Annotated in this window: 24 protein-coding genes, 1 tRNA gene and 1 pseudogene; 11 read left to right on the top strand and 15 right to left on the bottom strand. The window is 67.4% G+C overall.

Translation table 11 applies throughout. The features are described from left to right. Nucleotides 1–2 precede the first annotated feature (2 nt). Nucleotides 3–623, bottom strand: a complete 621-nt coding sequence (locus C6A86_RS17950; RefSeq protein ID WP_105365450.1) for an MBL fold metallo-hydrolase — start codon at nt 621–623, stop codon at nt 3–5. Next, nucleotides 620–1,704, bottom strand: a pseudogene (locus C6A86_RS17945) (S-(hydroxymethyl)mycothiol dehydrogenase). The gene C6A86_RS17950 and the pseudogene C6A86_RS17945 overlap by 4 nt, the downstream one beginning before the upstream one ends. A gap of 113 nt (nt 1,705–1,817) precedes the next feature. Between C6A86_RS17945 and C6A86_RS17940 the strand changes: the two are divergent. From C6A86_RS17940 to C6A86_RS17925, 4 genes are all read left to right on the top strand, one after another. Further along, nucleotides 1,818–3,440 (top strand): LuxR C-terminal-related transcriptional regulator, encoded by a 1,623-nt coding sequence (locus C6A86_RS17940; RefSeq protein WP_105365452.1) that lies wholly within the window; start codon nt 1,818–1,820, stop codon nt 3,438–3,440. 87 nt (nt 3,441–3,527) lie between these two features. Next, complete coding sequence (locus tag C6A86_RS17935; RefSeq protein WP_311100814.1) at nt 3,528–4,610, top strand: class I SAM-dependent methyltransferase; 1,083 nt, start codon at nt 3,528–3,530, stop codon at nt 4,608–4,610. Between the two features lie 10 nt (nt 4,611–4,620). Next, nucleotides 4,621–5,505 (top strand): serine hydrolase, encoded by an 885-nt coding sequence (locus tag C6A86_RS17930; protein ID WP_199196022.1) that lies wholly within the window; start codon nt 4,621–4,623, stop codon nt 5,503–5,505. 110 nt (nt 5,506–5,615) lie between these two features. Then, nucleotides 5,616–6,128 carry a DUF3145 domain-containing protein gene (locus tag C6A86_RS17925; RefSeq protein WP_311100813.1) on the top strand — a complete coding sequence of 171 codons (513 nt, stop codon included), beginning with the start codon at nt 5,616–5,618 and terminating at the stop codon, nt 6,126–6,128. Here the strand turns inward: C6A86_RS17925 and C6A86_RS17920 are convergent. From C6A86_RS17920 to C6A86_RS17910, 3 genes are read right to left on the bottom strand one after another with little or no spacing between them, the layout of a single operon-like run. Then, nucleotides 6,071–6,412, bottom strand: a complete 342-nt coding sequence (locus C6A86_RS17920; protein WP_105364320.1) for a DUF1905 domain-containing protein — start codon at nt 6,410–6,412, stop codon at nt 6,071–6,073. The two genes, C6A86_RS17925 and C6A86_RS17920, sit on opposite strands and share 58 nt — an antisense overlap. A 9-nt stretch (nt 6,413–6,421) precedes the next feature. Beyond that, nucleotides 6,422–7,312 (bottom strand): diacylglycerol kinase, encoded by an 891-nt coding sequence (locus C6A86_RS17915; protein ID WP_105364345.1) that lies wholly within the window; start codon nt 7,310–7,312, stop codon nt 6,422–6,424. Then, on the bottom strand, nt 7,312–8,880 hold the full coding sequence (locus tag C6A86_RS17910) for an FAD-binding oxidoreductase (protein WP_105364346.1): 1,569 nt from the start codon (nt 8,878–8,880) through the stop codon (nt 7,312–7,314). The genes C6A86_RS17915 and C6A86_RS17910 overlap by 1 nt, the downstream gene beginning before the upstream one ends. 50 nt (nt 8,881–8,930) lie before the next feature. On the opposite strand from C6A86_RS17910, the gene C6A86_RS17905 reads away from it, so the two are divergent. Both C6A86_RS17905 and C6A86_RS17900 read left to right on the top strand, forming a co-directional pair. Then, the gene (locus tag C6A86_RS17905) at nt 8,931–9,515 is read left to right on the top strand and encodes a TetR/AcrR family transcriptional regulator (RefSeq protein WP_105364321.1); all 585 of its coding nucleotides are present in this window, start codon (nt 8,931–8,933) and stop codon (nt 9,513–9,515) included. Continuing rightward, nucleotides 9,512–11,047: a glycerol-3-phosphate dehydrogenase/oxidase gene (locus C6A86_RS17900; RefSeq protein WP_105364322.1), complete on the top strand. Its 1,536-nt coding sequence runs from the start codon at nt 9,512–9,514 to the stop codon at nt 11,045–11,047. The genes C6A86_RS17905 and C6A86_RS17900 overlap by 4 nt, the downstream gene beginning before the upstream one ends. A gap of 86 nt (nt 11,048–11,133) precedes the next feature. Here the strand turns inward: C6A86_RS17900 and C6A86_RS17895 are convergent, their stop codons facing one another. From C6A86_RS17895 to aceE, 7 genes are all read right to left on the bottom strand, one after another. After that, the gene (locus C6A86_RS17895) at nt 11,134–12,555 is read right to left on the bottom strand and encodes an acyl-CoA carboxylase subunit beta (protein ID WP_105364323.1); all 1,422 of its coding nucleotides are present in this window, start codon (nt 12,553–12,555) and stop codon (nt 11,134–11,136) included. A 53-nt stretch (nt 12,556–12,608) separates the two neighbouring features. Then, on the bottom strand, nt 12,609–13,862 hold the full coding sequence (kasB, locus tag C6A86_RS17890) for a 3-oxoacyl-ACP synthase KasB (protein WP_105364324.1): 1,254 nt from the start codon (nt 13,860–13,862) through the stop codon (nt 12,609–12,611). A 54-nt stretch (nt 13,863–13,916) separates the two neighbouring features. After that, nucleotides 13,917–15,167 (bottom strand): 3-oxoacyl-ACP synthase KasA, encoded by a 1,251-nt coding sequence (gene kasA, locus C6A86_RS17885; RefSeq protein WP_105364325.1) that lies wholly within the window; start codon nt 15,165–15,167, stop codon nt 13,917–13,919. Further along, nucleotides 15,164–15,457 carry a meromycolate extension acyl carrier protein AcpM gene (gene acpM / locus C6A86_RS17880; RefSeq protein WP_057169783.1) on the bottom strand — a complete coding sequence of 98 codons (294 nt, stop codon included), beginning with the start codon at nt 15,455–15,457 and terminating at the stop codon, nt 15,164–15,166. Before acpM ends, kasA begins: the two co-directional genes overlap by 4 nt. Nucleotides 15,458–15,527: 70 nt before the next feature. Further along, entirely contained in the window at nt 15,528–16,436 is a 909-nt protein-coding gene (locus C6A86_RS17875) for an ACP S-malonyltransferase (protein ID WP_105364326.1), read from the bottom strand. A 145-nt stretch (nt 16,437–16,581) separates the two neighbouring features. Continuing rightward, nucleotides 16,582–17,868 carry a CdaR family transcriptional regulator gene (locus C6A86_RS17870; RefSeq protein WP_105364327.1) on the bottom strand — a complete coding sequence of 429 codons (1,287 nt, stop codon included), beginning with the start codon at nt 17,866–17,868 and terminating at the stop codon, nt 16,582–16,584. Between the two features lie 79 nt (nt 17,869–17,947). Continuing rightward, nucleotides 17,948–20,737, bottom strand: coding sequence for a pyruvate dehydrogenase (acetyl-transferring), homodimeric type (aceE, locus tag C6A86_RS17865; RefSeq protein ID WP_105364328.1), 2,790 nt, complete (start codon nt 20,735–20,737; stop codon nt 17,948–17,950). 152 nt (nt 20,738–20,889) lie between these two features. Here aceE and C6A86_RS17860 point away from each other — a divergent pair, with 152 nt between their 5' ends. The 4 genes from C6A86_RS17860 (at nt 20,890) to C6A86_RS17845 (ending at nt 22,599) form a co-directional block, all read left to right on the top strand. Beyond that, nucleotides 20,890–21,471 (top strand): hypothetical protein, encoded by a 582-nt coding sequence (locus tag C6A86_RS17860; RefSeq protein WP_199196265.1) that lies wholly within the window; start codon nt 20,890–20,892, stop codon nt 21,469–21,471. Nucleotides 21,472–21,581: 110 nt separating this feature from the next. Continuing rightward, nucleotides 21,582–22,016 carry a DUF3052 domain-containing protein gene (locus C6A86_RS17855; protein WP_105364329.1) on the top strand — a complete coding sequence of 145 codons (435 nt, stop codon included), beginning with the start codon at nt 21,582–21,584 and terminating at the stop codon, nt 22,014–22,016. 2 nt (nt 22,017–22,018) lie between these two features. Beyond that, entirely contained in the window at nt 22,019–22,480 is a 462-nt protein-coding gene (locus C6A86_RS17850; protein WP_105364330.1) for a peroxiredoxin, read from the top strand. Between the two features lie 44 nt (nt 22,481–22,524). Further along, nucleotides 22,525–22,599 (top strand) — tRNA-Val (locus C6A86_RS17845). 367 nt (nt 22,600–22,966) lie between these two features. Here C6A86_RS17845 and C6A86_RS17840 read toward each other — a convergent pair. After that, nucleotides 22,967–23,215, bottom strand: a complete 249-nt coding sequence (locus C6A86_RS17840) for a hypothetical protein (protein ID WP_105364331.1) — start codon at nt 23,213–23,215, stop codon at nt 22,967–22,969. 569 nt (nt 23,216–23,784) lie between these two features. Here C6A86_RS17840 and C6A86_RS17835 point away from each other — a divergent pair. Then, on the top strand, nt 23,785–24,063 hold the full coding sequence (locus C6A86_RS17835; RefSeq protein ID WP_105364332.1) for a hypothetical protein: 279 nt from the start codon (nt 23,785–23,787) through the stop codon (nt 24,061–24,063). A 23-nt stretch (nt 24,064–24,086) separates the two neighbouring features. Here C6A86_RS17835 and C6A86_RS17830 read toward each other — a convergent pair whose 3' ends face one another. Further along, entirely contained in the window at nt 24,087–24,713 is a 627-nt protein-coding gene (locus C6A86_RS17830; protein WP_105364333.1) for a heme-binding protein, read from the bottom strand. Between the two features lie 29 nt (nt 24,714–24,742). Further along, nucleotides 24,743–25,570: an oxygenase MpaB family protein gene (locus C6A86_RS17825; protein WP_105364334.1), complete on the bottom strand. Its 828-nt coding sequence runs from the start codon at nt 25,568–25,570 to the stop codon at nt 24,743–24,745. Nucleotides 25,571–25,588: the final 18 nt, after the last annotated feature.

Genomic DNA, 25,588 nt, shown 5'->3' with positions numbered 1-25,588 from the left:
GGCTAGTGGCCGCGTGCCACCCATTCGTCGTAGTGCACGATCTCGCCGCCGATCGTCGTCGTATCGCCGTGGCCGGTGTAGACGACGGTCTCACCGGGCAGGGTGCCCAGCTTCTTGGAGATGGAGTCCAGGATGGTGGGGAAGTCGGAGTAGGACCGCCCGGTGGCGCCCGGTCCACCCTGGAACAGGGTGTCGCCGGACACGACGGCATTCAGTTCGGGAGCCGACCAGCAGACCGAACCCGGCGAGTGCCCCGGGGTGTGCAGGGCGTGCAGTTCGATACCGCCGGCGGTGAGCACCAGGCCGTCTTCGACGCGGTGGAAGTCCTTGTCCGGGTGGATCTCACGCCAGAGCATCTCGTCGGCCGGGTGCAGGAAGACCGGGGCGTCGAGGGTCTCGGCGAGTTCGGGGGCGACGGTGATGTGGTCGTTGTGCCCGTGGGTGCAGATCACCGCGACGACGTTGCGCCCCGCCACGGCGTCGATGATCGGGGCCGCGGTGTGGGCGGCGTCGAAGACGATGACGTCGTTGTCGTCGCCGACGAGCCAGATGTTGTTGTCGACGTCCCAGCTGCCGCCGTCGAGTTCGAACTTCCCGCTGGTGACGACGCGTTGGACGCTCACAGCACGACCACCGATCGCAGGACCTCGCCGGCGTGCATCTTGTGGAAGGCATCCTCGACGGCGTCCAGCGTGATGCGTTCGGAGACGAACTTCTCCAGCGGCAGCCGGCCCTGCAGGTAGAGGCTGATCAGGGTGGGGAAGTCGCGTTCGGGCAGGCAGTCGCCGTACCAGGAGGACTTCAGCGAGCCGCCGCGGGAGAAGAAGTCGACCAGCGGCATCTCCAGCTTCATGTCCGGGGTCGGCACCCCGACCAGGACCACGGTGCCGGCCAGGTCGCGGGCGTAGAACGCCTGCTTCCAGGTTTCGGGACGTCCGACGGCGTCGATGACGACGTCGGCGCCGAAACCGTCGGTGAGGTCCTGAATCGTCTGCACCGCGTCGAGGTCCTTGGCGTTGATGGTGTGGGTGGCGCCGAATTCACGGGCCACGTGCAGCTTGCGGTCATCCACGTCGACGGCGATGATGCGGCGCGCGCCGACCAGGGCGGCACCGGCGATGGCGGCATCTCCGACACCACCGCAGCCGATGACCGCGACGGTGTCATCGCGGCTTATCGCACCGGTGTTGACCGCCGCACCGAGGCCGGCCATCACACCGCAGCCCAGCAGACCGGCGACGGCCGGGTCGGCGGCCGGATCGACCTTGGTGCACTGGCCCTCGTGCACCAGGGTCTTGTCGGCGAAGGCGCCGATGCCCAGTGCGGGGAGAGCTCGGTGCCGTCGGTCAGGGTCATCTTCTGGGTGGCGTTGAAGGTGTCGAAGCACAGGTGCGGGCGGCCGCGTTTGCAGGCCCGGCACTCGCCGCAGACCGCGCGCCAGTTCAGGATGACGAAGTCGCCGACCTCGACGTGGGTGACTCCGGCGCCGATGGTCTCCACGATGCCGGCGGCCTCGTGGCCGAGCAGGAACGGGTACTCGTCGTTGATGCCGCCCTCGCGGTAGGTCAGATCGGTATGGCAGACACCGCAGGCCTGGATCGCCACCACGACCTCGCCGGGACCGGGATCGGGGATGACGATGTCGACCAATTCGACGGGCTGACCTTTGGACCGGGAGATGACACCTCGCACTGTCTGACTCATGCCTATAACCTAATACCCGCCCGCCGGGTGCGCCGGACAGGTGTCCAGTTTGGCGCAGGTGTCCCGCTCGGGATCTGTTTTCACGCGCCGCGCCGTAATACCGTTGAGGACAAATGACGGCCTTCCGCAGTGTCGAGGATCTGCTGCACGATGCGCGCGACGCGTACGGGCGTCGCGACTGGCGCGCGGCCTACGACGCATTCGTGAGCGCCGATGGCCTGGGGCCGATGGCGATGGGCGACCTCGACGCCTACTCCGGATGTGCCTGGCGGCTGGGTCACATCAAAGAGGCTGTCCGCCTCGCAGAGCGGGTGTACGTCCAGTTGGTGCGCAGCGATCCGGCGGCTGCGTCGATGAAGGCCGTCGACATCGGACTGGAATGGTTGACCCGCGGCGATGTCAACATCGCCAACGGGTGGATGAATCGCGCACGTCGCCTGCTCGCCGGCAGCCCACCCGGTGCCACGCACGGATATCTCGCCTACCTTGAGGCCCTTGCGGCATCGGCGGTCCAGGACACCGCCGAACTGAACCGTCTCGTGCAGGAAATGCGCATCATCTGCGACCCGCTCGATGACCCGTCGTTGACCTCGCTGTGTTTGATCGCCCAGGCGATGGCCGCGTTTCACGAGGCCCGGGTGACCGACGGGTACGCGCTTGTCGACGAGGCGATCCTGACACTGTTGACCGGCGAAGTCCGCGCCGAGTGGGCAGGCGACATCTACTGCGTGGTGCTCAACCTGTGCCACAAGCTCGCCGACCAGCCGCGCATGCGTTCGTGGACCGAGGCCATGCATCGCTGGTGTGGGGTTGAGGGCACCACCACCTACTACCGGGTGTGCGATGTGCACCGCCTGCAACTTGCCGCGGCCGACGACGACTACCGTCGGCTCGAGGACGAATTGCTGCTCGCCAGTGTGGCTTTGGAAGGTGTCAACGCCTGGGTCGGGGCCCAGGGCTACTACCAGCTGGGCGAGGTGCGCCGGCTGCGCGGTGACAGCGACGGTGCGCTCGTGGCGTTCGCCAAGGCGCGCAGTCTCGGTGCCGACCCGCAGCCGGGTGAGGCGTTGGTGCGGTGCCGACTGGGCCAGACCGAGGCGGCGTGGGCCGACCTGCGGGTCGCGATGGCCGGTGTCGGGGGACTGGACAGGATTCGAATGCTTCGGGCTGCGGTCGAGATCGCCTTGGCGCGGGCGGCATTCGATGAAGCCGAACAGCACTGCCGCGAGCTGGAAACGAGCGCCGAGGCCTACGGCACACCCGGCTACCGCGCCTGGGCGGCGCACGCCCGCGGCGCGGTACTGGTCCGACGCGGTGAGCACGCCGCAGCTCTGAAGTCTCTGGAGTCGGCGCTGCGTGAATATCGAACTCAGCGGTCCCGTTACGAGACCGCCGAAGTGTACGAGTGGATGGCTCTGGCGCACCGTGGTCTCGGTGAGGAGCAGGCCGCCCGCGCCGACCTCGCGACCGCGGACAGCATCTACGAGCAACTCGCGGTGCAGCCTGCCGGGATGTGCGGGCGTGAGGTTCCCGGTGGGCTCACCCGGCGGGAGGTCGAAGTGCTCCGCGCCATCGCCGGCGGTGCCACCAATCGTCAGGTGGCCCAACAACTCCACCTCTCGGACAAGACCGTGGGCAGGCACCTGGCGAACATCTACGCCAAGGTCGGGGTCTCGACCCGTACAGCGGCGGCGAGCTGGGCATTCCAACAGGGAGTGCTCGCCGAAGGAAGCTGATCTACATCATGTGCACCACAGTGCACCCGGTGAAACACATGGTCTGCCCGATGGGCAATACCGTTGAGGCGGCCTAGCGTTGCGTCCATGACCACATTGAACGAGGATCCGACCATCACGTCGGAGGCCACCGAAGAATTCGCCGGACGCATCGTCGGCACCATCGACGCGGCGAGTACCGCGCTTCTGCTGTCCATCGGGCACCAGACGAAGTTGTTCGACACGCTGGCGAGCCTGCCGCCGGCCACCAGCACCCAGATCGCCGACGCGGCCGGACTCCACGAACGGTATGTGCGCGAGTGGCTCGGTGGCGTGGCGGCCGGCCAGATCGTCGACTATGACGCGGCCACCCAGACCTATTCGCTCCCGCAGCACCGTGCGGCCGCCCTCACCCGCGCCGCGGGTCCGGACAACCTGGCCCGGGTGGCGCAGTTCATCCCACTGCTCGCCGAGGTCGAGCAACAGGTGATCGGCTGCTTCCACCACGGCGGCGGACTGTCCTACGCCGAATATCCCCGCTTCCACCGGTTGATGGCCGAGGAGAGCGGGGAGGTCTTCGACGCCGCGTTGGTCGACGGCATCCTGCCGATGGTCGAGGGGCTGCCACAACGGCTGCGCGACGGAGCCGATGTCGCCGACTTCGGTTGCGGCAGTGGCCACGCCGTGAACGTGATGGCCGCTGCTTTCCCGGGCAGCCGGTTCGTCGGCATCGATTTCTCCGAGGAGGGGCTGTCGGTGGGCACCCGCGAGGCGCAACAGCGCGGGCTGGGCAACGTGCGTTTCCAGGCATCCGATGTCGCCGGATACGACGTCGCGGAGGCCTTCGATGTCATCACGGCGTTCGACGCCATTCACGACCAGGCTCATCCGGGCCGCGTCCTGCAGAACATCCATCGCGCCCTGCGGCCCGGCGGCACCTTCCTGATGGTCGACATCAAGTCGTCCAGCCGGGTGGAGGACAACATCGGGGTGCCGTTCGCGCCCTACCTGTACACCGTGTCGACGATGCACTGCATGAGCGTGTCGCTGGGGCTGGACGGCGACGGACTCGGCACCTGCTGGGGGCGCGAGCTCGCCACCGCGATGCTCGCCGACGCCGGATTCGACGATGTGCAGGTGCGCGAGATCGAGTCCGATCCGATCAACTACTACTACGTCGCGCATAAGTAGCATCTGCTCGGTGGGCGCACTCGAGCTTCTCGACGACTGGCCGGTCTCTACAGTTGCCGCCGCGGTGGTGGGGCCGGCCGGTCGGGGCGAGCGAAGCGACGGGAGAGTTGCCGTGCTCGCCGCCCACGGTGACACCACCCACCGGTTCCGGCTCGCCTCGGTCACCAAGCCGCTGGTCGCTCGCGCCGCACAGGTCGCGGTGGAGGAGGGCGCCTTCGAACTGGACACGCCGGCCGGCCCGCCGGGTTCGACGGTGCGCCATCTGCTGGCACATGCGTCAGGGGTGGCCATGCAATCCGGTGTCCGGGGCGAGCGAAGCGACGGGAGATTTGACGTGCTCGCCGCTCCCGGGACTCGGCGCATCTACTCCAATCACGGGTTCACCCTGCTCGCCGAGGCGCTGGAAGCGGCGACCGACATCTCGGTGCAGACCTACCTGTCCGAGGCCGTGTTCGAACCGCTCGGCATGACGTCCTCGACGCTGGCCGGGGGAGCGCCGGCCGCCGGGTACGGCGGCGAGTCCTCGGTGGACGATCTGGTGCGTTTCGCCGCCGATCTGCTGCGGCCGGCGCTGGTGACGCCCGAGTTGCACGCCGAGGCGACGACGGTGCAGTTCGCCGGCCTGAACGGGGTACTGCCCGGGTTCGGATCGCAACGCCCGAACGACTGGGGGCTCGGGTTCGAGATCCGGGCGGAGAAAAAGCCGCACTGGACCGGCACATCCAACTCGGCCCGGACCTACGGGCATTTCGGCCAGTCCGGGACGTTCCTGTGGGTGGATCCTGCTGTTGACCTGGCCTTTGTGGTGCTGACCGACCGGGACTTCGGGGAGTGGACGTATCCGCTGTGGCCGGCCATCTCTGATGGAGTCCTGAGAGAATTCGGCGCACACTAGCGCAACACGCGTCCCACGAGGCACAATAGACACGCACGAAACAGCTGCACAGTTCGGTAACACCAGGTCGTTGGGGAAGACGTCCCTAGTGGAGCCGAAGGAGCAGAAGTATGCGTGCGTCGAACCAGTTCGCCGAGGCGACAACTGGCGTGGTCTACGTTCACGCCTCGCCCGCGGCGGTATGCCCACATGTCGAGTGGGCCCTTTCGTCGACCCTGTCGGCGCGGGCGAACCTCAAGTGGACGCCCCAACCAGCCATGCCCGGACAACTGCGTGCCGTCACCAACTGGGTGGGTCCGGTGGGTACCGGTGCGCAGTTGGCCAACGCCCTGCGGTCCTGGTCGGTGCTCCGCTTCGAGGTGACCGAGGACCCCAGTGAGGGCGTCGACGGACACCGTTGGTGCCACACCCCGCAACTCGGTCTGTGGAGCGGGGCAATGAGCGCCAACGGGGACGTGATGGTCGGTGAGCAGCGGCTGCGCACCCTGATGGCCTCCGGCGCCGACGCGCTGGCCGCCGATCTGGACTCGGTGCTCGGCACCGCATGGGACGAATCGCTGGAGCCCTACCGCGGCGGTGGCGACACCGGCGAGGTCAGCTGGCTCAACCGGGGCGTCGGCTGACCACCGACGCTGAGGCGCACCCGCACGACATCGCCGTCGTCGATACCCTCGGGCCGGCGTAGCGCCAGCTTCAGCGGCACCAGGTACACGTCGTCCTTCGGGATCAGCGATGTGCTCACCGTGGTGGCGCCGATACCCACCCGTGCCGGGATGACACCCCAGCCGTAGGTCAGCTCGCCCAGATGCGCGTGCAGGAAGTCGTCGACCTCGGCGGGGGTGGCGACGAAGAAGTACGGCGCCGGGCCGCGCCACTGAAACACCGCACCGTCGAACTCCCAGTCCACGGCTCGATGTTAGGGCGTGAGGATCTTCAGCGCGTTCGGTACCGCGGTGACGGTGACGGGCAGCGGGCACACGTATTCACCGTCGGCGTAGGCGTTGATACCCGGGGAATCGACGGTGATCGTCTTCGCGCGTGCGGTGCGCACCTCGTCGAGATCGACATGGGTGCCCTTGAACACGGTGGGGAACAGGCGGATCAGCTTCATCCGGGATGCCGAGGCCACCATCGTCGCGTCGAGCAGACCGTCCCGTGGGTCCGCGCCCGGGCAGATCTTCATCCCGCCGCCGTAGCTGCGGGTGTTACCGAACGCGGCGAGGGTCAGCTCGGTGGTCAGTTCCTCGCCGCCGTCGAAGGACAACCGGAACGGCAGCAGTCGCAGCTTGGAGATCTCGGCCACCATGGCGAGGTTGTAGCGCATCCGGCCGTGTGGCCAGGTCATCCGGTTGGTGCGGTCGGTGACGAGTGAGTCGAACCCGGCGGCCATCACGGTGCCGAACCAACGATCGGTGCCGTCGGCGCCCGAGATCCGGCCGAGATCGATCTCGCTGATGTTGCCCTCTGCGATGACATCGGCCGCGGCCTCGGGATCCTTTGCCGGGATACCGAACTCGCGGGCGTGATCGTTGCCGGTGCCCGCCGGCACGATGCCCAGCGGGATATCGGTCTGGGCGAGCACCTGCAGCGCCAGTGAGATGATGCCGTCACCGCCGACGACCACGAGCGCGTCCATGCCGCGTTCCAGCGCGCCTTCGACGAGCTGGCGGGCATGCGCGGAGTCGCGCCCGGCAATGGCCACGACATCCACACCGCGCCGGTGCAACTGGGTGATGGCGCGCTCCGCGGCATGGGAGGCGCCACCGTGTCCCGACGCTGGGTTGGTCAGAACGGTGACCCGGTTGATCACGGAATCAGCTTGCCGGGGTTGAGGATTCCGGCCGGGTCCAGGGTCGCCTTGACCGCGCGCAGGATGTCCACGCCGAGATCGCCGATCTCGGCGCGCATCCATGGCCGGTGGTCGGTGCCGACCGCGTGATGGTGGGTGATGGTCGCGCCGGTGCGCACCATGGCATCGGAGGCCGCGGTCTTGGCCCGGCGCCACTGCTCGATCGGGTCGCCCTGCTGGGCGGCGACGACGGTGAAATACAGCGACGCTCCGGTGGGGTACACATGCGAAATATGGCACATCACCAGGGCCTGTCCCAGCGATTCGGACAGCGCCGCGGTGACGGCGGCCTTGAGGGCGGGCACATGAGACCAGTTGGTCGCGGTCTCCAGGGTTTCGCACAGCGCGCCGGCCGCCAGCAGCGAATCCCGCAGGTACGGAGCGCCGAACCGGCCGTGCTCCCAGCCCTTGGCCGGCGCTTCCCCCAGCGAGGTGGCGCCGTGGGCCCGCAGCAGCGCGGCGGTCTCGGCGTGGCGGCTCTCGGCATGGGCCGGTGTCCCCTCGAACGCGGTGATCGCCAGACAACCGCCGGTGATGGTCTGCTCGCCGATGTTCTCGGTGGTGGCTAGGTTGACGCCGGTCTCGGCCTCATCGGACAGCCGGATCACCGTGGGGCCGGTGCCGGTCTGGATGACGGCACGCAATGCGTCTGCGCCGGTGGCGAAATCGGGGAAGGACCAGGCCTCGTAGCGGGTGGACTCCGAGACCGGGTGCACCCGGACCCGCACGCTGGTGATGATGCCGAACAGGCCCTCGGATCCCACGATCAGCTGGCGCAGGTCGGGGCCGGCCGCCGAGGCCGGGGCGCGGCCCAGGTCGAGCACGCCGGCCGGTGTCACCACCCGCAGTCCGCGGACCATATCGTCGAATCGGCCGTAGCCGGCGGAATCTTGCCCCGAGGATCGGGTGGCGGCGAACCCGCCGATGGTGGCGAACTGGAAGCTCTGCGGGAAATGCCCGAGTGAGAACCCGTGTGCGCCCAACAGTTCCTCCGCCCGGGGGCCGGTGACTCCGGCGCCGAGTTCGGCCTCCCCGGAGACCGCGTCGAGGCTGTGCAGGGCGTCCAGGCGTCGCAGGTCCAGTGAGATGACCGAGGCGAATCCGCCGCGCTCGGGATCCACACCGCCCACCACGGTGGTACCGCCGCCGAACGGGACGACCGCGATCCGGCGCTGCGAACAGATGCGCAGCAGCTCGACGATGCCATCCTCGCTGCCGGGAAGCAGCACCGCGTCCGGGGCATCCTGCACACCGGTGTCCTTGCGACGCAACAGGTCCAGGGTCGACTTGCCGCCGGCACGCAGCAGCCGGCTGGCGTCGTCGGTGCGGCAGAACTGCGCCCCGACAACGGCTTCCAGGGCCGCGCGGTCGCTGTCGGTCAGCGCCGACGGCCGCACCTGCACCTCGGTGATCGCCAGTTCGGGGGTGGCCGGGCCCTCGATGCCCAGCGCCTGCTTGAGGAGTGCCTTGATGCCGTCGGAGAGCGGCTTGGCGGCGTGCGGGTCGCCCCAGGCATTCCACTTCATCGGGGGCTGCAGGGCTGCATCAGCGTGCGTCATGCGTTACAGTATTACACATCATGTCAATCAGTAACGATGACGCCGAAGCGTCGGTGGCAGACCGGATCCTCGACGCCGCCGCCGCCTGCGTGCTCGCCTACGGCATCGACCGCGTCACGCTCGCCGAAATCGCCCGCCGCGCCGGCGTCAGCCGCCCGACCGTGTACCGGCGCTGGCCGGACACCCCGTCCATCCTGGCCGCGCTGCTCACGTCCCGGGTCACCCGCGTGCTCGACGAGGCCGGTGACCGCGAGATCGGCCGGGAGGCGCTGGTGGCCCGGATCGTCGCGGTCGCCGCACGGCTGCAGCACGACGAGATCGTGATGTCGGTGCTGCACAGTGCCCCCGAACTGGCCATGGTCTACATCGCCGAACGGCTGGGCACCAGCCAGCAGATCCTCATCGATGCGACCGCCGCCCAGATCGAACTGGCGCAGCAGCACGGCAGCGTGCGCGCCGGCGATCCGCGCCGGCTGGCGGCCATGTGCCTGCTCATCACCCAGTCGACCGTGCAGTCCGCGCAGATGGTCGAGCCCATCCTCAGCTCCGCCGACCTGGCCGCCGAACTGGCCCACGCCCTGAACGGATACCTGCAGCCATGAACCCCGCGCCCCTCAAGGACAGCGCCCTCAACCGCGAGCGCCGCAGCGCCGAACTCGAGTCCCTGGCCGACGGCACACCCGTCGACGTGCTGGTGATCGGCGGCGGGATCACCGGCACCGGTATCGCGCTGGACGCGGCCACCCGCGGGCTGCGTGTCGTGCTTGTCGAGAAACACGATCTGGCGTTCGGCACCAGCCGCTGGAGTTCCAAACTCGTGCACGGCGGGCTGCGCTACCTGGCGACCGGCAATGTCGGCATCGCCCGCCGCAGCGCCATCGAGCGCGGAATCCTGATGACCCGCAACGCACCTCACCTGGTGTCGGCCATGCCGCAGCTGGTGCCACTGCTGCCCGGGATGAACCGCGCTTCCCGCGCCCTGGTCCGGGTCGGCTTCGTGGCCGGCGACGGGCTGCGCAGGCTGGCGGGGACCTCGGTGGCGACGCTGCCGCGATCGCGCCGGATCGATGCCGCCCGCGCGGTGCAGCTGGCGCCGACGGTTCGCCGCGACGGACTCGACGGCGCCTTCCTGGCCTACGACGGTCAGCTGATCGACGATGCCCGGCTGGTCACCGCCGTGGCCCGCACCGCAGCCCAGCACGGAGCCACCGTGCTGACCCGAGTGTCCGCACAGGCCGCACAGGGGGATTCGGTGCGCCTCGTCGATCAGCTCACCGGTGAATCGGTGGACGTGCGCGCCCGCGCGGTGATCAATGCCTCCGGCGTGTGGGCGGGGGAGGTGGACCCGTCGATCAGGTTGCGGCCCAGCCGCGGCACCCACCTGGTTTTCGACGCCGCCGCGTTCGGTAATCCCACTGCGGCGCTGACCATCCCGATACCGGGGGAGCTCAACCGGTTCGTCTTCGCGATGCCCGAGCAGCTGGGTCGGGTCTATCTCGGACTCACCGACGAGGATGCGCCCGGGCCCATTCCCGATGTGCCGCAACCCACCCAGGCCGAGGTGTCGTTCCTGCTCGACACCGTCAACACCGCCCTGGACACCGCGCTGACCAAGGCCGATGTGCGCGGGTCCTACGCCGGGCTGCGCCCGCTCATCGAATCCGGCGGGCACACCGCCGATGTGTCCCGGGAACACGCGGTGACCGAGTCACCCAACGGCGTGATCAGCGTGATCGGCGGCAAGCTCACCGAATACCGCTACATGGCCGAGGACGTGCTGGACCGGGCGGTGGCGCTGCGTGGGCTGGCCGCCGGGCAGTGCCGCACCCGCAACCTGCCGCTGGTCGGGGCACCGGCCAACCCGGTCGCCACGCTGCGCGAGTCGGTGGAGATGCCGTCCTCACTGGTGGCCCGCTACGGTGCGGAGGCGCCGAATGTGATCGCCCGGGCCACCTGCGACCGGCCGGCGGAGCGGGTCGCCGAGGGAATCGACGTCCTGCGTGCCGAATTCGAGTACGCCGTGAGCCACGAGGGCGCGCTGACCGCCGAGGACATCCTGGACCGGCGCACCCGGATCGGACTGGTGGCCGCCGATCGTGGGCGGGCCGAGGCAGTGGCCCGCGAGTTCGTCTAGAAACGCCGAAACTGTATTCCAGAAGGCAAATGTCGAGTGACGGCCGTCTGGAATACAGTTTCGCGGGAGGTGCGGGAGGTGCGGGCTTACAGCGGGATGTTCTTGTGGCGACCGCGCCGTGCGGGCGCCTCGGCCAGCGCCTGGGTGATCACGCTGCGAGTGTGGGCGGGATCGATCTTCGCGTCCACCACGCCGATGTCGATGGCGCTGTCCACGCCGCCGGCGATCCGCTCGTGCTCGGCGGCCAGTTCCTCGTGCAGGGCGTCGCGCTCGTGATCGGCGGCGGCGGCCAGCTTGCGCTTGTGCAGGATGCCCACCGCGGCCTTGGCGCCCATCACGGCGACCTCGGCGTCCGGCCAGGCGAAGACCTTGGTAGCGCCCAGTGAGCGCGAGTTCATCGCGATGTAGGCGCCGCCGTAGATCTTGCGGGTGACCAGCGTGACGCGCGGGACGGTGGCCTCACCGAACGCGTGCAGCAGCTTGGCGCCGCGGCGCACGACGCCGCCCCATTCCTGGTCCACACCGGGCAGGTAACCCGGGACGTCCACGACGACGACGAGCGGGATGCCGAAGGCGTCACACAGGCGCACGAAACGCGCCGACTTCTCCGCACTTTCGGAGTTCAGGCAGCCGCCCAGGCGCAGCGGGTTGTTGGCGATGACGCCGACGGTGCGACCGGCCAGCCGGCCCAGGCCCACCACGATGGACGGGGCCCAGCGGGACTGGAATTCCTCGAAGTGCGAATCCTTGTCCAGCAGCGCTTCGACGATCGGGTGCACGTCGTAGGCGCGCCGCGCGGAGGCGGGCATCAGGGCCTTGAGGTCGGTATCGCCGGCCTCGGCCTTGGCGCGGTCGAAATGGCCCTGCTGGCAGAAGAATCCGACCAGGCGGCGACCGCGCTCGTAGGCATCGAGCTCATCGTCGGCCACGATGTGGCACACACCGGACTTCTTGTGATGGGCCTCCGGGCCGCCGAGGGACACCATGTCGACGTCCTCGCCGGTCACGCTGCGCACCACATCGGGTCCGGTGACGAAGATCTTGCTCTCCGGCGCCATCACGATGACGTCGGTCAGCGCGGGACCGTAGGCGGCTCCACCGGCGGCGAAGCCGACGACCACCGAGATCTGCGGGACGTACCCGGAGGCACGGATCATCGCCTCGAAGACCAGGCCCACCGCGTGCAGGGCCTTGACGCCCTCGGCCAGGCGTGCGCCCCCGGAATGCCAGATGCCGACGATCGGGCTCTGCTCCTCGATGGCGAGGTCGTAGGCGTTGACGATGTGCGCGCAACCCTCGACGCCCATCGCGCCACCCATGACGGTGCCGTCGGTGCAGAACGCCACGGTCTTCACACCGTTGACGGTGCCCGAGGCGGCGAGCACACCGGACTTGTCACGCTCGTGCAGCACCGACACGCTGCCGTCGTCGAAGAACGTCTTGAGCCGGAGCAGTGGGTCGCGCGGGTCGAGCGACTCAGCTGCTGCTTCGGGAGCCATCGTGGTCATCCAGTCCTCCTGGTTACGCGTCGGAATGGTGACCGGCGCCTTCGGTACTTCTGTCAGTACTTTCCGAAGGTGAGCGCCACATTGTGCCCACCGAATCCGAACGAGTTGTTGATCGCGTACTTGTAGTCACCGGTACGGGGCTCGCCAGCCACCACGTCCAGGTCGATGTCGGGGTCCAGATTCTTAAGGTTAAGGGTTGGGGGGACGATCCCGTCACGCAAGGCAAACACTGTGAGAATGGACTCCACTGCGCCGACGGCTCCCACGGAGTGGCCCAGCGCCGATTTCGGTGCGTACACCGCGGGCTTGTGGCCCTTCATCGCATTGTTGATCGCCACACCCTCGGCGACGTCGCCGACGCTGGTGCCCGTCGCGTGCGCGTTGATGTGGTCGATATCGCTCGGTTGCAGGCCCGCGAGCTGGATGGACCGCGACATCGCGTGCCCGGCCTGCTCGCCGTTGGGATCGGGCGCCACGATGTGGAAGCCGTCCGAGGTGACGCTGGCACCCATGATGCGGGCCAGGATGTTGGCGCCGCGGGCCTTGGCGTGCTCCTCGGTCTCGATGACCATCATGGCGCCGCCCTCGCCGAACACGAAACCGTTGCGGTCCCGGTCGAACGGCCGGCAGGCACCGGCCGGGTCGTCGTTGGTGTTGGAGAGCACGATGCGCATCTGGGCGAAGCCCGCGATCGGCACGGCTTCGATCTTCGTCTCGACGCCGCCGCAGATGGCGATATCCGCCTCACCGAACACGATGTTGCGCCAGGCGTTGGCGATACCTTCCGAACCCGACGCGCACGCCGAGATCACGGTGGTGACACCGGCTTTGGCCTTACGCTCCAGGCCGACGGCAGCGGCCGCGCCGTTGGGCATGTACATCTGCACCACCAGCGGCGAGACCGCGCGCAGGCCCTTGGCCCGCATGCCGTCGTAGGCGAAGACGAGCTCCTCGGCCGATCCCAGGCCGGTGCCGATGGAGACCATCAGCCGCTTGGGGTCGACCTCGGGGGAGCCTGCGTTCTCCCATACCCGACGGCCGATGACCGTCGACATCTTCTGCAGGTATGACAGGCGACGCAGTTCGACCCTGGTCAGCTCGCTGTCGAAGTCCTCGAGCAGATGGCCGCCGATACGCACCGGCAGGTCGTACATCTCGATGAAATCGTCTTCGAGTGTCCGGATGCCGCTTTCACCCGCCAGCAGCTTCTTCCACGTCGTATCGGCGTCGGTCGCCAACGCGGTCGTCATGGCTACGCCAGTGACGACCACGTTGGGAAGACCGTTCCCCGTCGAGAGCCCAGTCACGCTGTTCCCCACCTCTTTACTGCCGCATTGCTTGGAGGACTCTCCCCTGAATCCTCAGTAACGTCCGAACGCCAATGCCACATTGTGGCCACCGAAACCGAACGAGTTGTTGATGGCGTACTGGTAGTCGCCATAACGAGGCTCGCCCGCAACAACATCGAGATCGATCTCAGGATCGGGGGTCTCGTAGTTGAGGGTCGGCGGGATGACACCGTCACGCAGTGCCAGCACGGTCAGGATCGACTCGAGGGCGCCGACGGCACCGATCGAGTGGCCCAGCGCCGACTTGGGCGCGTACACCGCGGCATGACCGACTCCGGCGACGCGCAGCGCATTGGCCTCTGCGGTGTCACCGATGGGGGTTGCCGTGGCGTGTGCGTTGACGTGGCTGATGTCCGAGGGGGACAACCCCGCCGTCTCCATGGCGCGCTTCATCGCGTGGCCGGCCCGAAGACCGTCCGGCGCCGGCGCCACCATGTGGAAGGCGTCCGACGAGATGCCGGCACCCATGAGACGGGCCAGCGGCTTGGCGCCGCGAGCCTTGGCGTGCTCCTCGGTCTCGATGATCATCATCGCCCCGGCCTCGCCGAACACGAAGCCGTCACGGTTCTTGTCGAACGGCCGCGACGCCCCCTCCGGGTCGTCGTTCTTGGTCGACATGGCCCGCATCATCGAGAACGCCGCGATGGGCAGTGCCTCGATCATGCCCTCCACGCCACCACAGACCGCGATATCGGCATCGCCCATGACGATCTGACGCCACGCGTGGGCGATGGCCTCCGAACCCGACGAACACGCCGACACCGGGGTGATGACCCCGGCGCGGGCGCCGAGCTCGAGACCGACGACCGCGGCGGCACCGTTGGGCATGACCATCTGAACGGCCAGCGGGGACACCTTGCGGGGTCCGCCCTCGTTCATCGCGTCATACATCTCGACGATCTTCTCGCCGCCACCGAGGCCGGTGCCGATCACGACCGAGAAACGGTCGGGATCGACCTCGGGCTTACCGGCGGATTCCCACAGTTGATTGCCGACGTACTTGGACATGCGCTGGACGTACGACATGCGTCGCAGTTCCAGGCGGGACATCAGCGGATCGAGGGGCTCCGCGAGGTGCCCGCCGATCTTGACGCTCAGATCCCACTTGCCCACGAAGTCGTCTTCGAGGACTCGGATGCCACTCTCGCCCGCCAGCAGACCCTTCCACGTGCTCTCGATGTCCGGCGCGAGCGCAGTGGTCGCCGTGACGGCGGTCACGACGACGTTGGGGAAACCGCCATTAGCAGTGGAAGGACGTGTCACTGTGCGAACTTCTCGCGCAGTGCGGCGGCGGCCTCGGGGTTCTCTTCTTCGAGCTTCTGGATGTAGGAGACGACGTCACCGACGGTGCGCAGGCCGGCCAGATCCTCATCGGGGATCTTCACGCCGTACTTGTCCTCGGTCTGCACGGCGATCTCCACCATCGACAGCGAGTCGATGTCCAGGTCGTCGACGAAGGACTTCTCCATCGTGACCTCGGACGGCTCGATGCCGGTGACCTCTTCGATGATCTCGGCGAGGCCGGCGATGATTTCTTCTTGGTTGGCCACAATGGCTCCTTCTTGTTACGGCACTCCGGCTGTCGGAGTGAGGTTGAACGTCTTTTATCGGTGCTACCCGGACTCAGAGCTCGGCGAGTCCGTCCAGGTCTGACGGGGCCTTCACCGCATGTGTCGGTGTGCCCTTCAGTTCTCGTTTGGCGATGCCGACCAGGGTTCCCGCGGGCGGGAACTCCACGATGGCCGTCACCTCCAGGCCGCGCAGCGTCTCGTTGCACAGATCCCAGCGCACCGGCCGGGTCATCTGGGCGACGAGCTTGGTCATCGCGTCCGCCGCCGACTCGACCGGCTTGCCGTCGGCGTTGGACAGCAGTGTCGCGGTGGGCTCGTTGGTGGCCACGGTGGCGGCCGCCGCGGCATAACCCTCGGCGGCGGGCGCCATGTAATGGGTGTGGAACGCCCCGGCGGTGGCCAGCACGCGGACCCGGGCCTTGGCCGGCGGATCCTCGGCGAGCTTCTCCAGCGCCGCGACCGCTCCGGCGGCGACGATCTGGCCGGCGGCATTGCGGTTGGCCGGGATGAGATCGAGGGACTCCAGGCGGGCCAGCACCTCGGCCTCGTCACCACCGAGCACGGCGGCCATGCCGGTCGGCTCCAGTGCGCAGGCCTTGGCCATTTCCGCACCGCGGGTGGCGGCCAGTTTCACCGCGTCATCGGCGGAGATGACGCCGGCGATGGCGTACGCCGCGATCTCGCCGACCGAATGTCCGGCGACGGCGGCGGACTTATCGGCGATGAGGCCGCGCTTGGTCAGTTCTTCGTGTGCCAGCAGCGTCGCGGCCACCACGAGCGGCTGGGTCACCGCGGTATCGGTGATCTCCTCCGCGGTCGCGGTGGTACCCAGGCGGGCCAGATCCAGTCCGCTGATCTCCGACCACACGTTCAGTCGGTCGGCCGCCCCGGGCAGCTCCAACCACGAGGTGAGCATGCCGGGGGTCTGCGAGCCCTGTCCGGGCGCAAGCAGCGCAAGCACATTCTTTTGGGGCACGGATTAAGAAAACACTGTGAGAGGCCCATAGTGCGGTGTAAGAGATTATGAACCTTGTCTTATTCTTTTGTGGAGTTTCCACAAAAGCGCACGTGAAGCGACCGCGCCGAGACCTGGCCGCAACCTGGGCTCACGGGTTATATCCGCCCCACCGGGTGAGCTGTTGTCCACCTGACGCGCCGGAATAGCCATTTGGCGAGCTGAAGTGGCTTGCGTCACCTTTGAGCCGTCCCACCGTGGTGGCGACCCGCAGCACGTACGCATCTCGGGGGACCGTCGGATCCCGGCCCGTGAAATCGGTGATTCGCTTGAGGCGATATCGCACGGTGTTTGGATGAACCGTCAATTTCCGCGCGCACGCCTCGATGGCGCCGCCGGAGTCGAGGTAGGCGTCGAGCGTCTTGGTGAGCGCGGGGTCGGCATCGGCGAGAGGTCGCATCACCTCGGTCGCCAGCACGGCCACAGCGCTGGGGTCGCCCAGCAGGGCGCGCTCGGGGAGCAGCTCGCGTGACGACACGGGACGCGGTGCGCCGCTCCAGCCTGCGACGGCGTTCATACCGGCAATGGCCTCGGCGGCGCTGCGATGGGCCGCCCCCAACGTCGGCACCGTCGGTCCGATGACCACCGGCCCGTCGCCGAACACGTTCATCAGCTCCGACAGGAACCGTTCGGTCGGCGACAGTCCACCGGTGACGATGGTGACCAACCAGGTGCCGTGTACATCCGACAGGGCTGAACGGCCGCACTTGCGGGCGGCGGCGTGCACGTCGTCACCGGTCTGCTCGAGGCGATCGGGGCGCGGCAGCCCGACGATGACGGTGGCCGGCGCCGTCGCGTCCCAGTTCAATGCGGCCGCCTGGGACTGCAGTTCGGGTCCCAGGTCCCCGCGCACCACGGCGTCGACCAGGTTGGCTTCCATCCGGGTGTCCCAGGCGCCGCGGGCCTCGGCCTGATCGGCGTAGGCGGTGGCGGCGGCGAACGCCAGGTCGCGGCTGTAGCGCAGGATGCCCGCGGTCAGTGCCGTGAGCTGTTCCTCGTTGCGGGCCAGCAGGGGTACGACTTCCTCGAAGTACTCCATGGTGACCCGCACCATCTCCACCGACTGGCGCAACGCGACGCGGCGGCGCAGGTCCTGGGGCACCACCTCGAAGGCCTGGGCGGTATAGCCGACATCGCTGTTGGGATCCCGCATCCACTCGACGAAGTTGATCACCGCGGTCTGTACGACCAGCTGCACGCTGGCGCGCTGGGAGGCCTCCAGGTCGGCGAAGAACGGCAGCCGGGTCTCCAGGGCGTGCACCGCCTCGGTTGCCAGGCGGCCGGAATACTGCTTGAGGCGGCGCAGCGCCGACTCGGGGACGCTCTGCAGCACTTCCAGCGTCGACGCCGGAGGCGGGGCAAACCGATTGTCGGGCATCCCCAAAAGATACGCCTGATTTTTGTAGAGGTTTGTGGAGCGTCAGCCGTCACCGGGGCGGCTGACGCTCCACAACTCGCTAGGCGCTGCCGGTGTCGGCGTAGGAGACGCCGGCGGCCTTGACGTCGTCGATCTGGTACTCCTTGGCCGCGGCGATGGACACCGACGGATCGATCTCGCCGTCGCGGGCGAGTGCCTCCAGCACGGCCACCACCACCGACTCGGCGTCGGTGTTGAAATAGCGGCGCGCAGCCGGACGGGTGTCGGAGAAGCCGAATCCGTCTGTCCCCAGCGTCACATAGGTGCCCGGCACCCACGGACGGATCTGCTCGGGCACCGCACGCATCCAATCCGAGAACGCGACCACCGGTCCGGTGGCATCGGCGAGCACCTGGGTGACGTACGCCGTCGGTGCCGGCTGGTCGGGATGGCGCAGCCGTTGCTTCTCCACCGCGACACCATCGCGGTTGAGCTCGCCCCAACTGGTCACCGACCAGACATCGGCGGCCACGTCCCACTTCTCGGCCAACATGTCGGCGGCCTTGATGGCTTCGGGCATCGATACCCCCGAGGCCAGGATCTGCGCGGTGCTGCTGCGCTTCTCCGGGGCCTTGCGGAACCGGTACATCCCGCGCAACACACCCTCGGGATCGAAGTTCTCCGGTTCGGCGGGCTGCACGTAGGGCTCGTTGTAGATGGTGATGTAGAAGAACACGTTCTCGGGGTTCTCCCCGTACATCCGCGTGAGGCCGCTCTCGACGATGTGCGCGATCTCGTAAGCGAACGCCGGGTCATAGGTGACCGCCGCCGGGTTGGTCGAGGCGAGCAGCAGCGAGTGCCCGTCGGCGTGCTGCAGTCCCTCGCCGGTCAATGTGGTGCGGCCCGCGGTCGCACCGAGGACGAACCCGCGGGCCATCTGATCGGCAGCCGCCCAGAACCCGTCACCGGTGCGCTGGAACCCGAACATCGAATAGAAGATGTAGATCGGGATCATCGGCTCGTTGTGCGTGGCGTACGAGGTGGCCACCGCGGTGAACGACGCGGTCGAGCCGGCCTCGTTGATGCCCTCGTGCAGGATCTGGCCGATCTCGGATTCCTTGTAGGCCAGCATCAGCTCGGAGTCCACCGCGGTGTAGAGCTGCCCGTTGCGGTTGTAGATCTTCAGGCTCGGGAACCACGAGTCCATCCCGAACGTGCGTGCCTCGTCCGGGATGATCGGCACGATGCGCGGCCCGATGTTCTTGTCGCGCAACAGTTCCTTGAAGGTGCGCACGGTCGCCATGGTGGTGGCCACCGGTTGCTTGCCCGAACCCTTCTTCAAGGCCTTGTAGGTGTCGCTGGGCGGAAGCTTGAGCGCCTTGGACTTGGTGCGGCGCTCGGGCAGGAATCCACCCAGGGTGCGCCGCCGGTCCAGCAGGTAGCGGATCTCGGGGGCGTTGGGCCCGGGGTGGTAGTACGGCGGCAGATAGGGATCCTTCTCCAGATCGGCATCGCTGATCGGTACCCGGGTGACATCGCGGAACGCCTTGAGGTCTTCCAGGGCAAGCTTTTTCATCTGGTGCGTGGCGTTGCGGCCCTCGAAGTGCTGGCCCAGCGTGTAGCCCTTGATGGTCTTGGCCAGGATGATCGTGGGCTGGCCCTTGTGCTCCATCGCCGCCCGGTAGGCCGCGTACACCTTGCGGTAGTCGTGGCCGCCGCGCTTGAGGTTCCAGATTTCCTTGTCGGTCATCGGATCCACCAGTGCCTTGGTGCGCGGGTCGCGACCGAAGAAGTGATCGCGGACGTAGGCGCCGTCGTTGGCCTTGTAGGTCTGGTAGTCGCCGTCGGGCGTGGTGTTCATCAGGTTCACCAGCGCGCCGTCACGGTCGGCATGCAGCAGCGCATCCCATTCGCGGCCCCACACCACCTTGATGACATTCCAGCCCGCACCGCGGAAGAACGATTCCAGTTCCTGGATGATCTTGCCGTTGCCGCGGACCGGGCCGTCCAGGCGCTGCAGGTTGCAGTTGACCACGAAGGTCAGGTTGTCCAGCGCCTCGTTGGCGGCCACCTGGATCAGGCCGCGGCTTTCGGGTTCGTCCATCTCACCGTCGCCGAGGAACGCCCACACGTGCTGATCGGAGGTGTCCTTGATGCCGCGGTCGTTGAGGTAATGGTTGTAGCGCGCCTGATAGATCGCGTTCATCGGGCCCAGGCCCATCGACACCGTGGGGAACTCCCAGAAGTCGGGCATCAGCCGCGGGTGCGGATAGGACGGAAGTCCGCCGCCGGCATGGGAGTGCTCCTGGCGGAAACCGTCCAGTTGGTCGGTGGACAGCCGGCCCTCCAGGAAGGCGCGTGCGTAGACGCCGGGGGAGGCGTGGCCCTGGATGAAGATCTGGTCGCCACCACCGGGGTGGGACTTGCCGCGGAAGAAGTGGTTGAACCCCACTTCGTACAGCGACGCCGACGATGCGTACGTCGAAATATGGCCGCCCACACCGACTCCCGGACGCTGCGCGCGGTGCACCATGATGGCGGCGTTCCAGCGGATCCAGGCCCGGTAGCGTCGTTCGACGTCCTCGTCACCGGGGAACCAGGGCTCCAGTTCGGTGGGGATGCTGTTGACGTAATCGGTGGAGGTCAAGGCCGGAATGGCAACACGCTGCTCGCCGGCGCGTTCCAGCAGGCGCAACATCAGGTAGCGCGCCCGAGCGGGACCGGACCGTTCAACCAACTGGTCGAACGATTCCATCCACTCCGCGGTCTCCTCGGAATCGATATCGGGCAGATAGGAGGCAACGCCCTCCCTGATCACGCGAACCCGGTCGGGTTCGCCTGTGGTGCCAGAGTTTTGGGCCAGGTCTTGGCGCGCGAACTCGGTGGTCAACTACGGCTCCTCGGTTGAAAGGTGCTTGGTGTCGGATGACGGATGCTTGTGGCACCCTCTATCGTCCCCCTATCCTGCCGCAGATCACCGGGCGGGGTTGCCTACTGCAATGATCTGCCCATCGCGGCGGCGAACCGGTAAGTTTGGCGACGATGCTGAACAGTTGGCGGAGGTCCGCAGCACCGGGGCGGACGCGCACCGCCGCGCTGGCACTCGGCGTGCCCGCCGGCCTGGCCATGATCGTGGTGGGATGCGCAAGTGTCACCAGCGGTACCGCCACGGTGAACACGGCCGACGCGCCGATCTATCAGGCGTCGGTGTCAGCGTCGGCCGCCGAGTCGGCGGCAAGTTCCAGCGCCAGGGAGTCCGAGCGCCAGGTGTCGATCACCAAGAGCGCGGTGCACTCCTCATGCGAGGCGATCAGCAACAGCAGCGCGGACGCCATCAGTTCGGTCAACGCTTACGTCGACGCGTACAACCAGAACGCCGACGCGGCGGCCACCTCAGGGCCGGCGATCGACGCGCTGAACGGCAGCGCGGACCTGGTCGCGGGCAGTCTGTCCGATCCGCTGGGGCCCGAATTGAGCGGTGCGCTCACCCGCTGGGTCGACGCCGCGCGGGCGGTGGCCTCGGCGATCGCGACAGATATCGGGCCGAGTCCGTTCAATGACGCCATCAACGAATTGAACGATTCCCGGACGGTGGCACTGGATCTGTGCGACGCGGCTTACTGACGAACTGGGTCAAACTTGCCGCCAGGGGGCGGCTACCACAACACGACGTGCGACGATAAGGCTCCAGAAGTTCGGAGGCGCATACGAAGCAGGATGAGGGAGGACAGAAGGTGGTCGCGGCGGGGAAGGAATCCGACCCGAATTACGCCCAGAAGTTGGGTATCGAAAAGGGTCAGGTCGTCCAGGAGTTGGGCTGGGACGAGGACACCGACGACGATATCCGGTTCGACGTCGAGGATGCGTGCGGCGGTGAAATGCTGGACGAGGACTCCGACGAGGTTGTCGACGTGGTGCTGCTGTGGTGGCGCGATGACGACGGTGACCTGGTGGACCGACTGATGGACGCCATCACCCCGCTCGCCGATGACGGCGTGATCTGGGTGGTGACGCCGAAGACCGGCAAGCCCGGCCACGTGCAACCGGCCGAGATCGCCGAGTCCGCGCCCACCGCGGGACTCATGCAGACCTCGTCGGCGAATCTGGGGGACTGGATCGCCAGCCGATTGGTGCAGCCGAAGTCCAAGGCCGTCGCGAAAAGCCGATAGGCATGCTCGCTGTCGGCGACAGCGCGCCGGACTTCACGCTCAAGGATCAACACGGCCGCGCCGTGACGCTCTCGGCGCTGCGCGGCAAGAACGTGCTGCTGGTGTTCTTCCCACTGGCGTTCACCGGGGTGTGTCAGGGCGAACTCGGGGAGATCCGCGACCAGCTGCCCGAGTACCAGAACGACGACACCGGGGTGCTCACCATTTCCGTCGGACCGCCACCCACCCACAAGGTCTGGGCCACCGACAACGGCTTCGGTTTCCCGGTGCTGTCCGATTTCTGGCCACACGGCGCGGTGACGCAGTCCTACGGCGTGTTCAATGCCGACGCCGGCTACCCCAACCGGGGCACGTTCGCCATCGACCGCGACGGCATCATCGGCTTCGCCGAGATGATGCAACCCGGCGAGCTTCGCGACCAGTTGGTCTGGCGGCAGGCGTTGGCGGCCTTGCGGGGCGGCTGAGGATTTCACCGCACGCGGGCGCGACGTGTAAGTTGCCTGCGACGGGGCGCGTAGCTCAGTGGTAGAGCTCTGGTTTTACACACCAGCGGTCGGCGGTTCGATACCGTCCGCGCCCACCATCAAGTTCCCGGGTAAGTAGGTTCGGCGAGCTGCCCGCGGTAGCCGTGCCGGACGGAGCCCGTCGAGGGGCCCTGCTGAGCAGTCGCCGCATATCGGGCGTCCAGGGGCGCCCTGGGCATGCGACCGTCAAAGAGGCTGCCCACGAAAAGATCTCGATACGGTCTGGGCGCCGCGGTGAAACGCGGTGATCCCGCCACAAACTATCCGCGGATCTCGCACCTGCAATGAGGCCCCACAGTTCGTGCAGTGATCGACGCAAAGGGTGTGAATCCGTCCGCGCCCGCCATTGGCGCCGCACCGGGCCGAACACAAAAGCAGGGCGGGCCCGAATGATATTCGGACCCGCCCGTACCTAATTGAAATGCGTCAGTCGTTCGGTCCTTCGACGGTCTGCTGAGGCGCCGTCACCGGGGGAGTGAATACACCACCGCCGGGGTTGAGCGACTTTTCGGTGGGGGTCAGCGAGACCTCGGTGGTGGTTGTAGTCGTGGTGGGCGACTCTTCGGGCTTGTCGCTGTCACTGCTGCACGCTGCGGTGAAGCCGATCATCGCGATGATGGCGCCACCGCCAACCGCTGCCGAAATCCGACGACGAGCCAGACGATTTGTTGCCATCTTCGTGTCCTTTACGTGTAGTGAAACGTGGGTCGGCGCGATGGTCTGCGAAAACCGGCGATCCGATGTCACAAACTGTAACGCAGCACCTGCATCGGTACATTCCCTATCCCGTGCTCCGCGCGGGTGAATTGGCGCGGTCAGAGTTGGATTAAGTGGCCGTATATCGGATCCGTGACATTTGTTGTCGACGGACAAAACGGGCCATCCCCGACGGCATGCCCGGGCCTGGACTCCGTCGGTCCTGGGGATAACCCCCGGAGGACACGCGGGATTCCCACCTGGACAACCACCTTCGTGAAATTCGACCATAGATGTGGAATGTCCACCGGCCGAGAAGTGTTGGTGATGGGTGTGAGTGCGGTGCCAGTGATGACGCGTGCTCATACGTTGAGAGACAGCACAGGTCTGGTTCAGCGGAAGGCGGGTCACGTGCCTGAAACCTACTGATATGCCGATAGATAACTCCTAGAACCCACACGTCACAACTTCAGAAATCACAGAGTCCCGCCCCGGGTGTCCACTGCGCGCCGCCGGGTGGTTCAACTCTGCCCGAAAGGAACACGAAAATGCAGAAAATTCTCTTGGCCTCGGCAGCCTTCATGGCATTGGCGGGCGGCTCATTCGGGTTGGCGGCCACCGCGTCGGCGGCCCCAGCCGGAGCGTCGTCGGTCGAGGAAACGATCTATGACCTGCGCACTCAGGGCTACAACGTGCAGCTGAACGGCACCCGCAACGGGCCGTTGTCCAATTGCTCGGTCGACTCCGTGCGCGGAGCGTCCGACGCTGCCGTTCCGGGTGCGACGGTCTACGTGGACCTGTCCTGCCCGGCCGAGTACCAGTACTGATCGCACTGGGTCGCCGGTGCCGCTCACCCCGTGAGCGGCACCGCGACCTCATTGCGGCGCCGGAAGGGCAGCGTCCATGGCGGGTCGTAAAACCATGCCACCGGCTGCCCGTCGGTCGTGAAGTCGGTGCCCTGCAGGGCCGTCAGGAGCTCGGCCGATTTGGTCGTGACGGCCGTCGAGCTGCGGTCACCGCTGAAGCGCAGCACGGCGAAGCGTTCGGATGGCACCTCCACCACCGTCACCGAACTGTCGTCGGGTTCGGGCAGCGTCTCCATCGACCACTTCGAGGGCATATAGAACCGGATCACCGAATCGCCGGTGCCCCCGGCGTGAGTCTGCGCGACCGGGGCCGTCATGGCGATCTTCTCCCCGTGCTGCGCCACCGGGGCCGTCATCGCGATCTTCGTCTTGCGGTGATTGCCGCCGAAGATGTAGCCGGCCAGCCTCCGGAAGCCCTCGCTGCGCGCATCCTGACCGTCGCCCTTGACGCTGGTCTGCGCCGCCACGCGCGGACCGTACCGACGGATCTCGATCTCACCGATGTTGTCCTCGTGAACGTAGAGCGGTTCTTCGGTGCCCGCACGGATACCGAAGACACCCCCGACTCCCTCGATGAACTGGGTGGCGGTACCTGCGATCTTCGTCAGCATGACCTACCAAGTACCCGCTCGCGCGCCCCTCACACCACCGGTTTGCCGCGTCGCGCACGCGATCGCATATCCCAGAGATAGAGCTGATAGCCGAGCAACCACAGATCGCGCGGGACGACGCGGTCGGCGATCCGCAGCGCGGCGATCAGGGCGTCGAACGCCCGTTGCTGGCGGCCGGTCCAGCGCAACCGCATCAGGGTGCGGAACTCGGCGGGCAGGAATCCGGTCGTCGCGAACAGGTTCAACGGGCCGGCCACCTGGCGCAGCGGGGTCGGCAGGAACACCAGCGCCGCCACTCCGTGGAGATGCCTGCGCACCGGCTCGTCGATCCGCAGATCGTCCAGTGATCGATTCCAGTACTCCTCGAACGCGACGCGGTCCGCCGGCCACATGCCCTCGCGTACCTGCAGCGTGGTGCCCAGCCGTGCGGCGTCCCGGTACACCGCATCGGCGGACTCGTCATCGAGTGGGCCGTAGAGGAACTCGTGCTGATCGACGTAGTAGCGGTACAGGCAGGCCGCCACCCACAGTTGCAGCGCGGGATCGAATGCGTTGTAGCGCACGGGGCTGTTCGCACCGGACCGGATCTGGCGGTGCGCGGTGTCGACGGCCCCGCGGATCAGTGCCCTGTCGCCGTCGGTTCCCACGGTGGCCGCCGCCAGATAGGTGCCGGTGGTGCGGGCCCGTTTGAACGGATGCCGATAGACGTTGCCGCGGTCCACCGGGCTCTCCAGGACGCCGTACCCGACGCCGGGGGAAGCCAGTTGCATGATGACGTTCGCGGCAGGTGCCAGCGCCGCGGCCGGATTGATCAGATCGGCGACACGCCTCGGATTCCGTGGGGGACCGAGCCTCATGGAACCGAGTACACCACC

The sequence above is a fragment of the Mycobacterium sp. ITM-2016-00316 genome (assembly GCF_002968335.2).
GTDB lineage: Bacteria > Actinomycetota > Actinomycetes > Mycobacteriales > Mycobacteriaceae > Mycobacterium.
The sequence above is the reverse complement of the archived record's forward strand: the minus strand, read 5'-3'. Positions and strand labels throughout refer to the sequence as shown.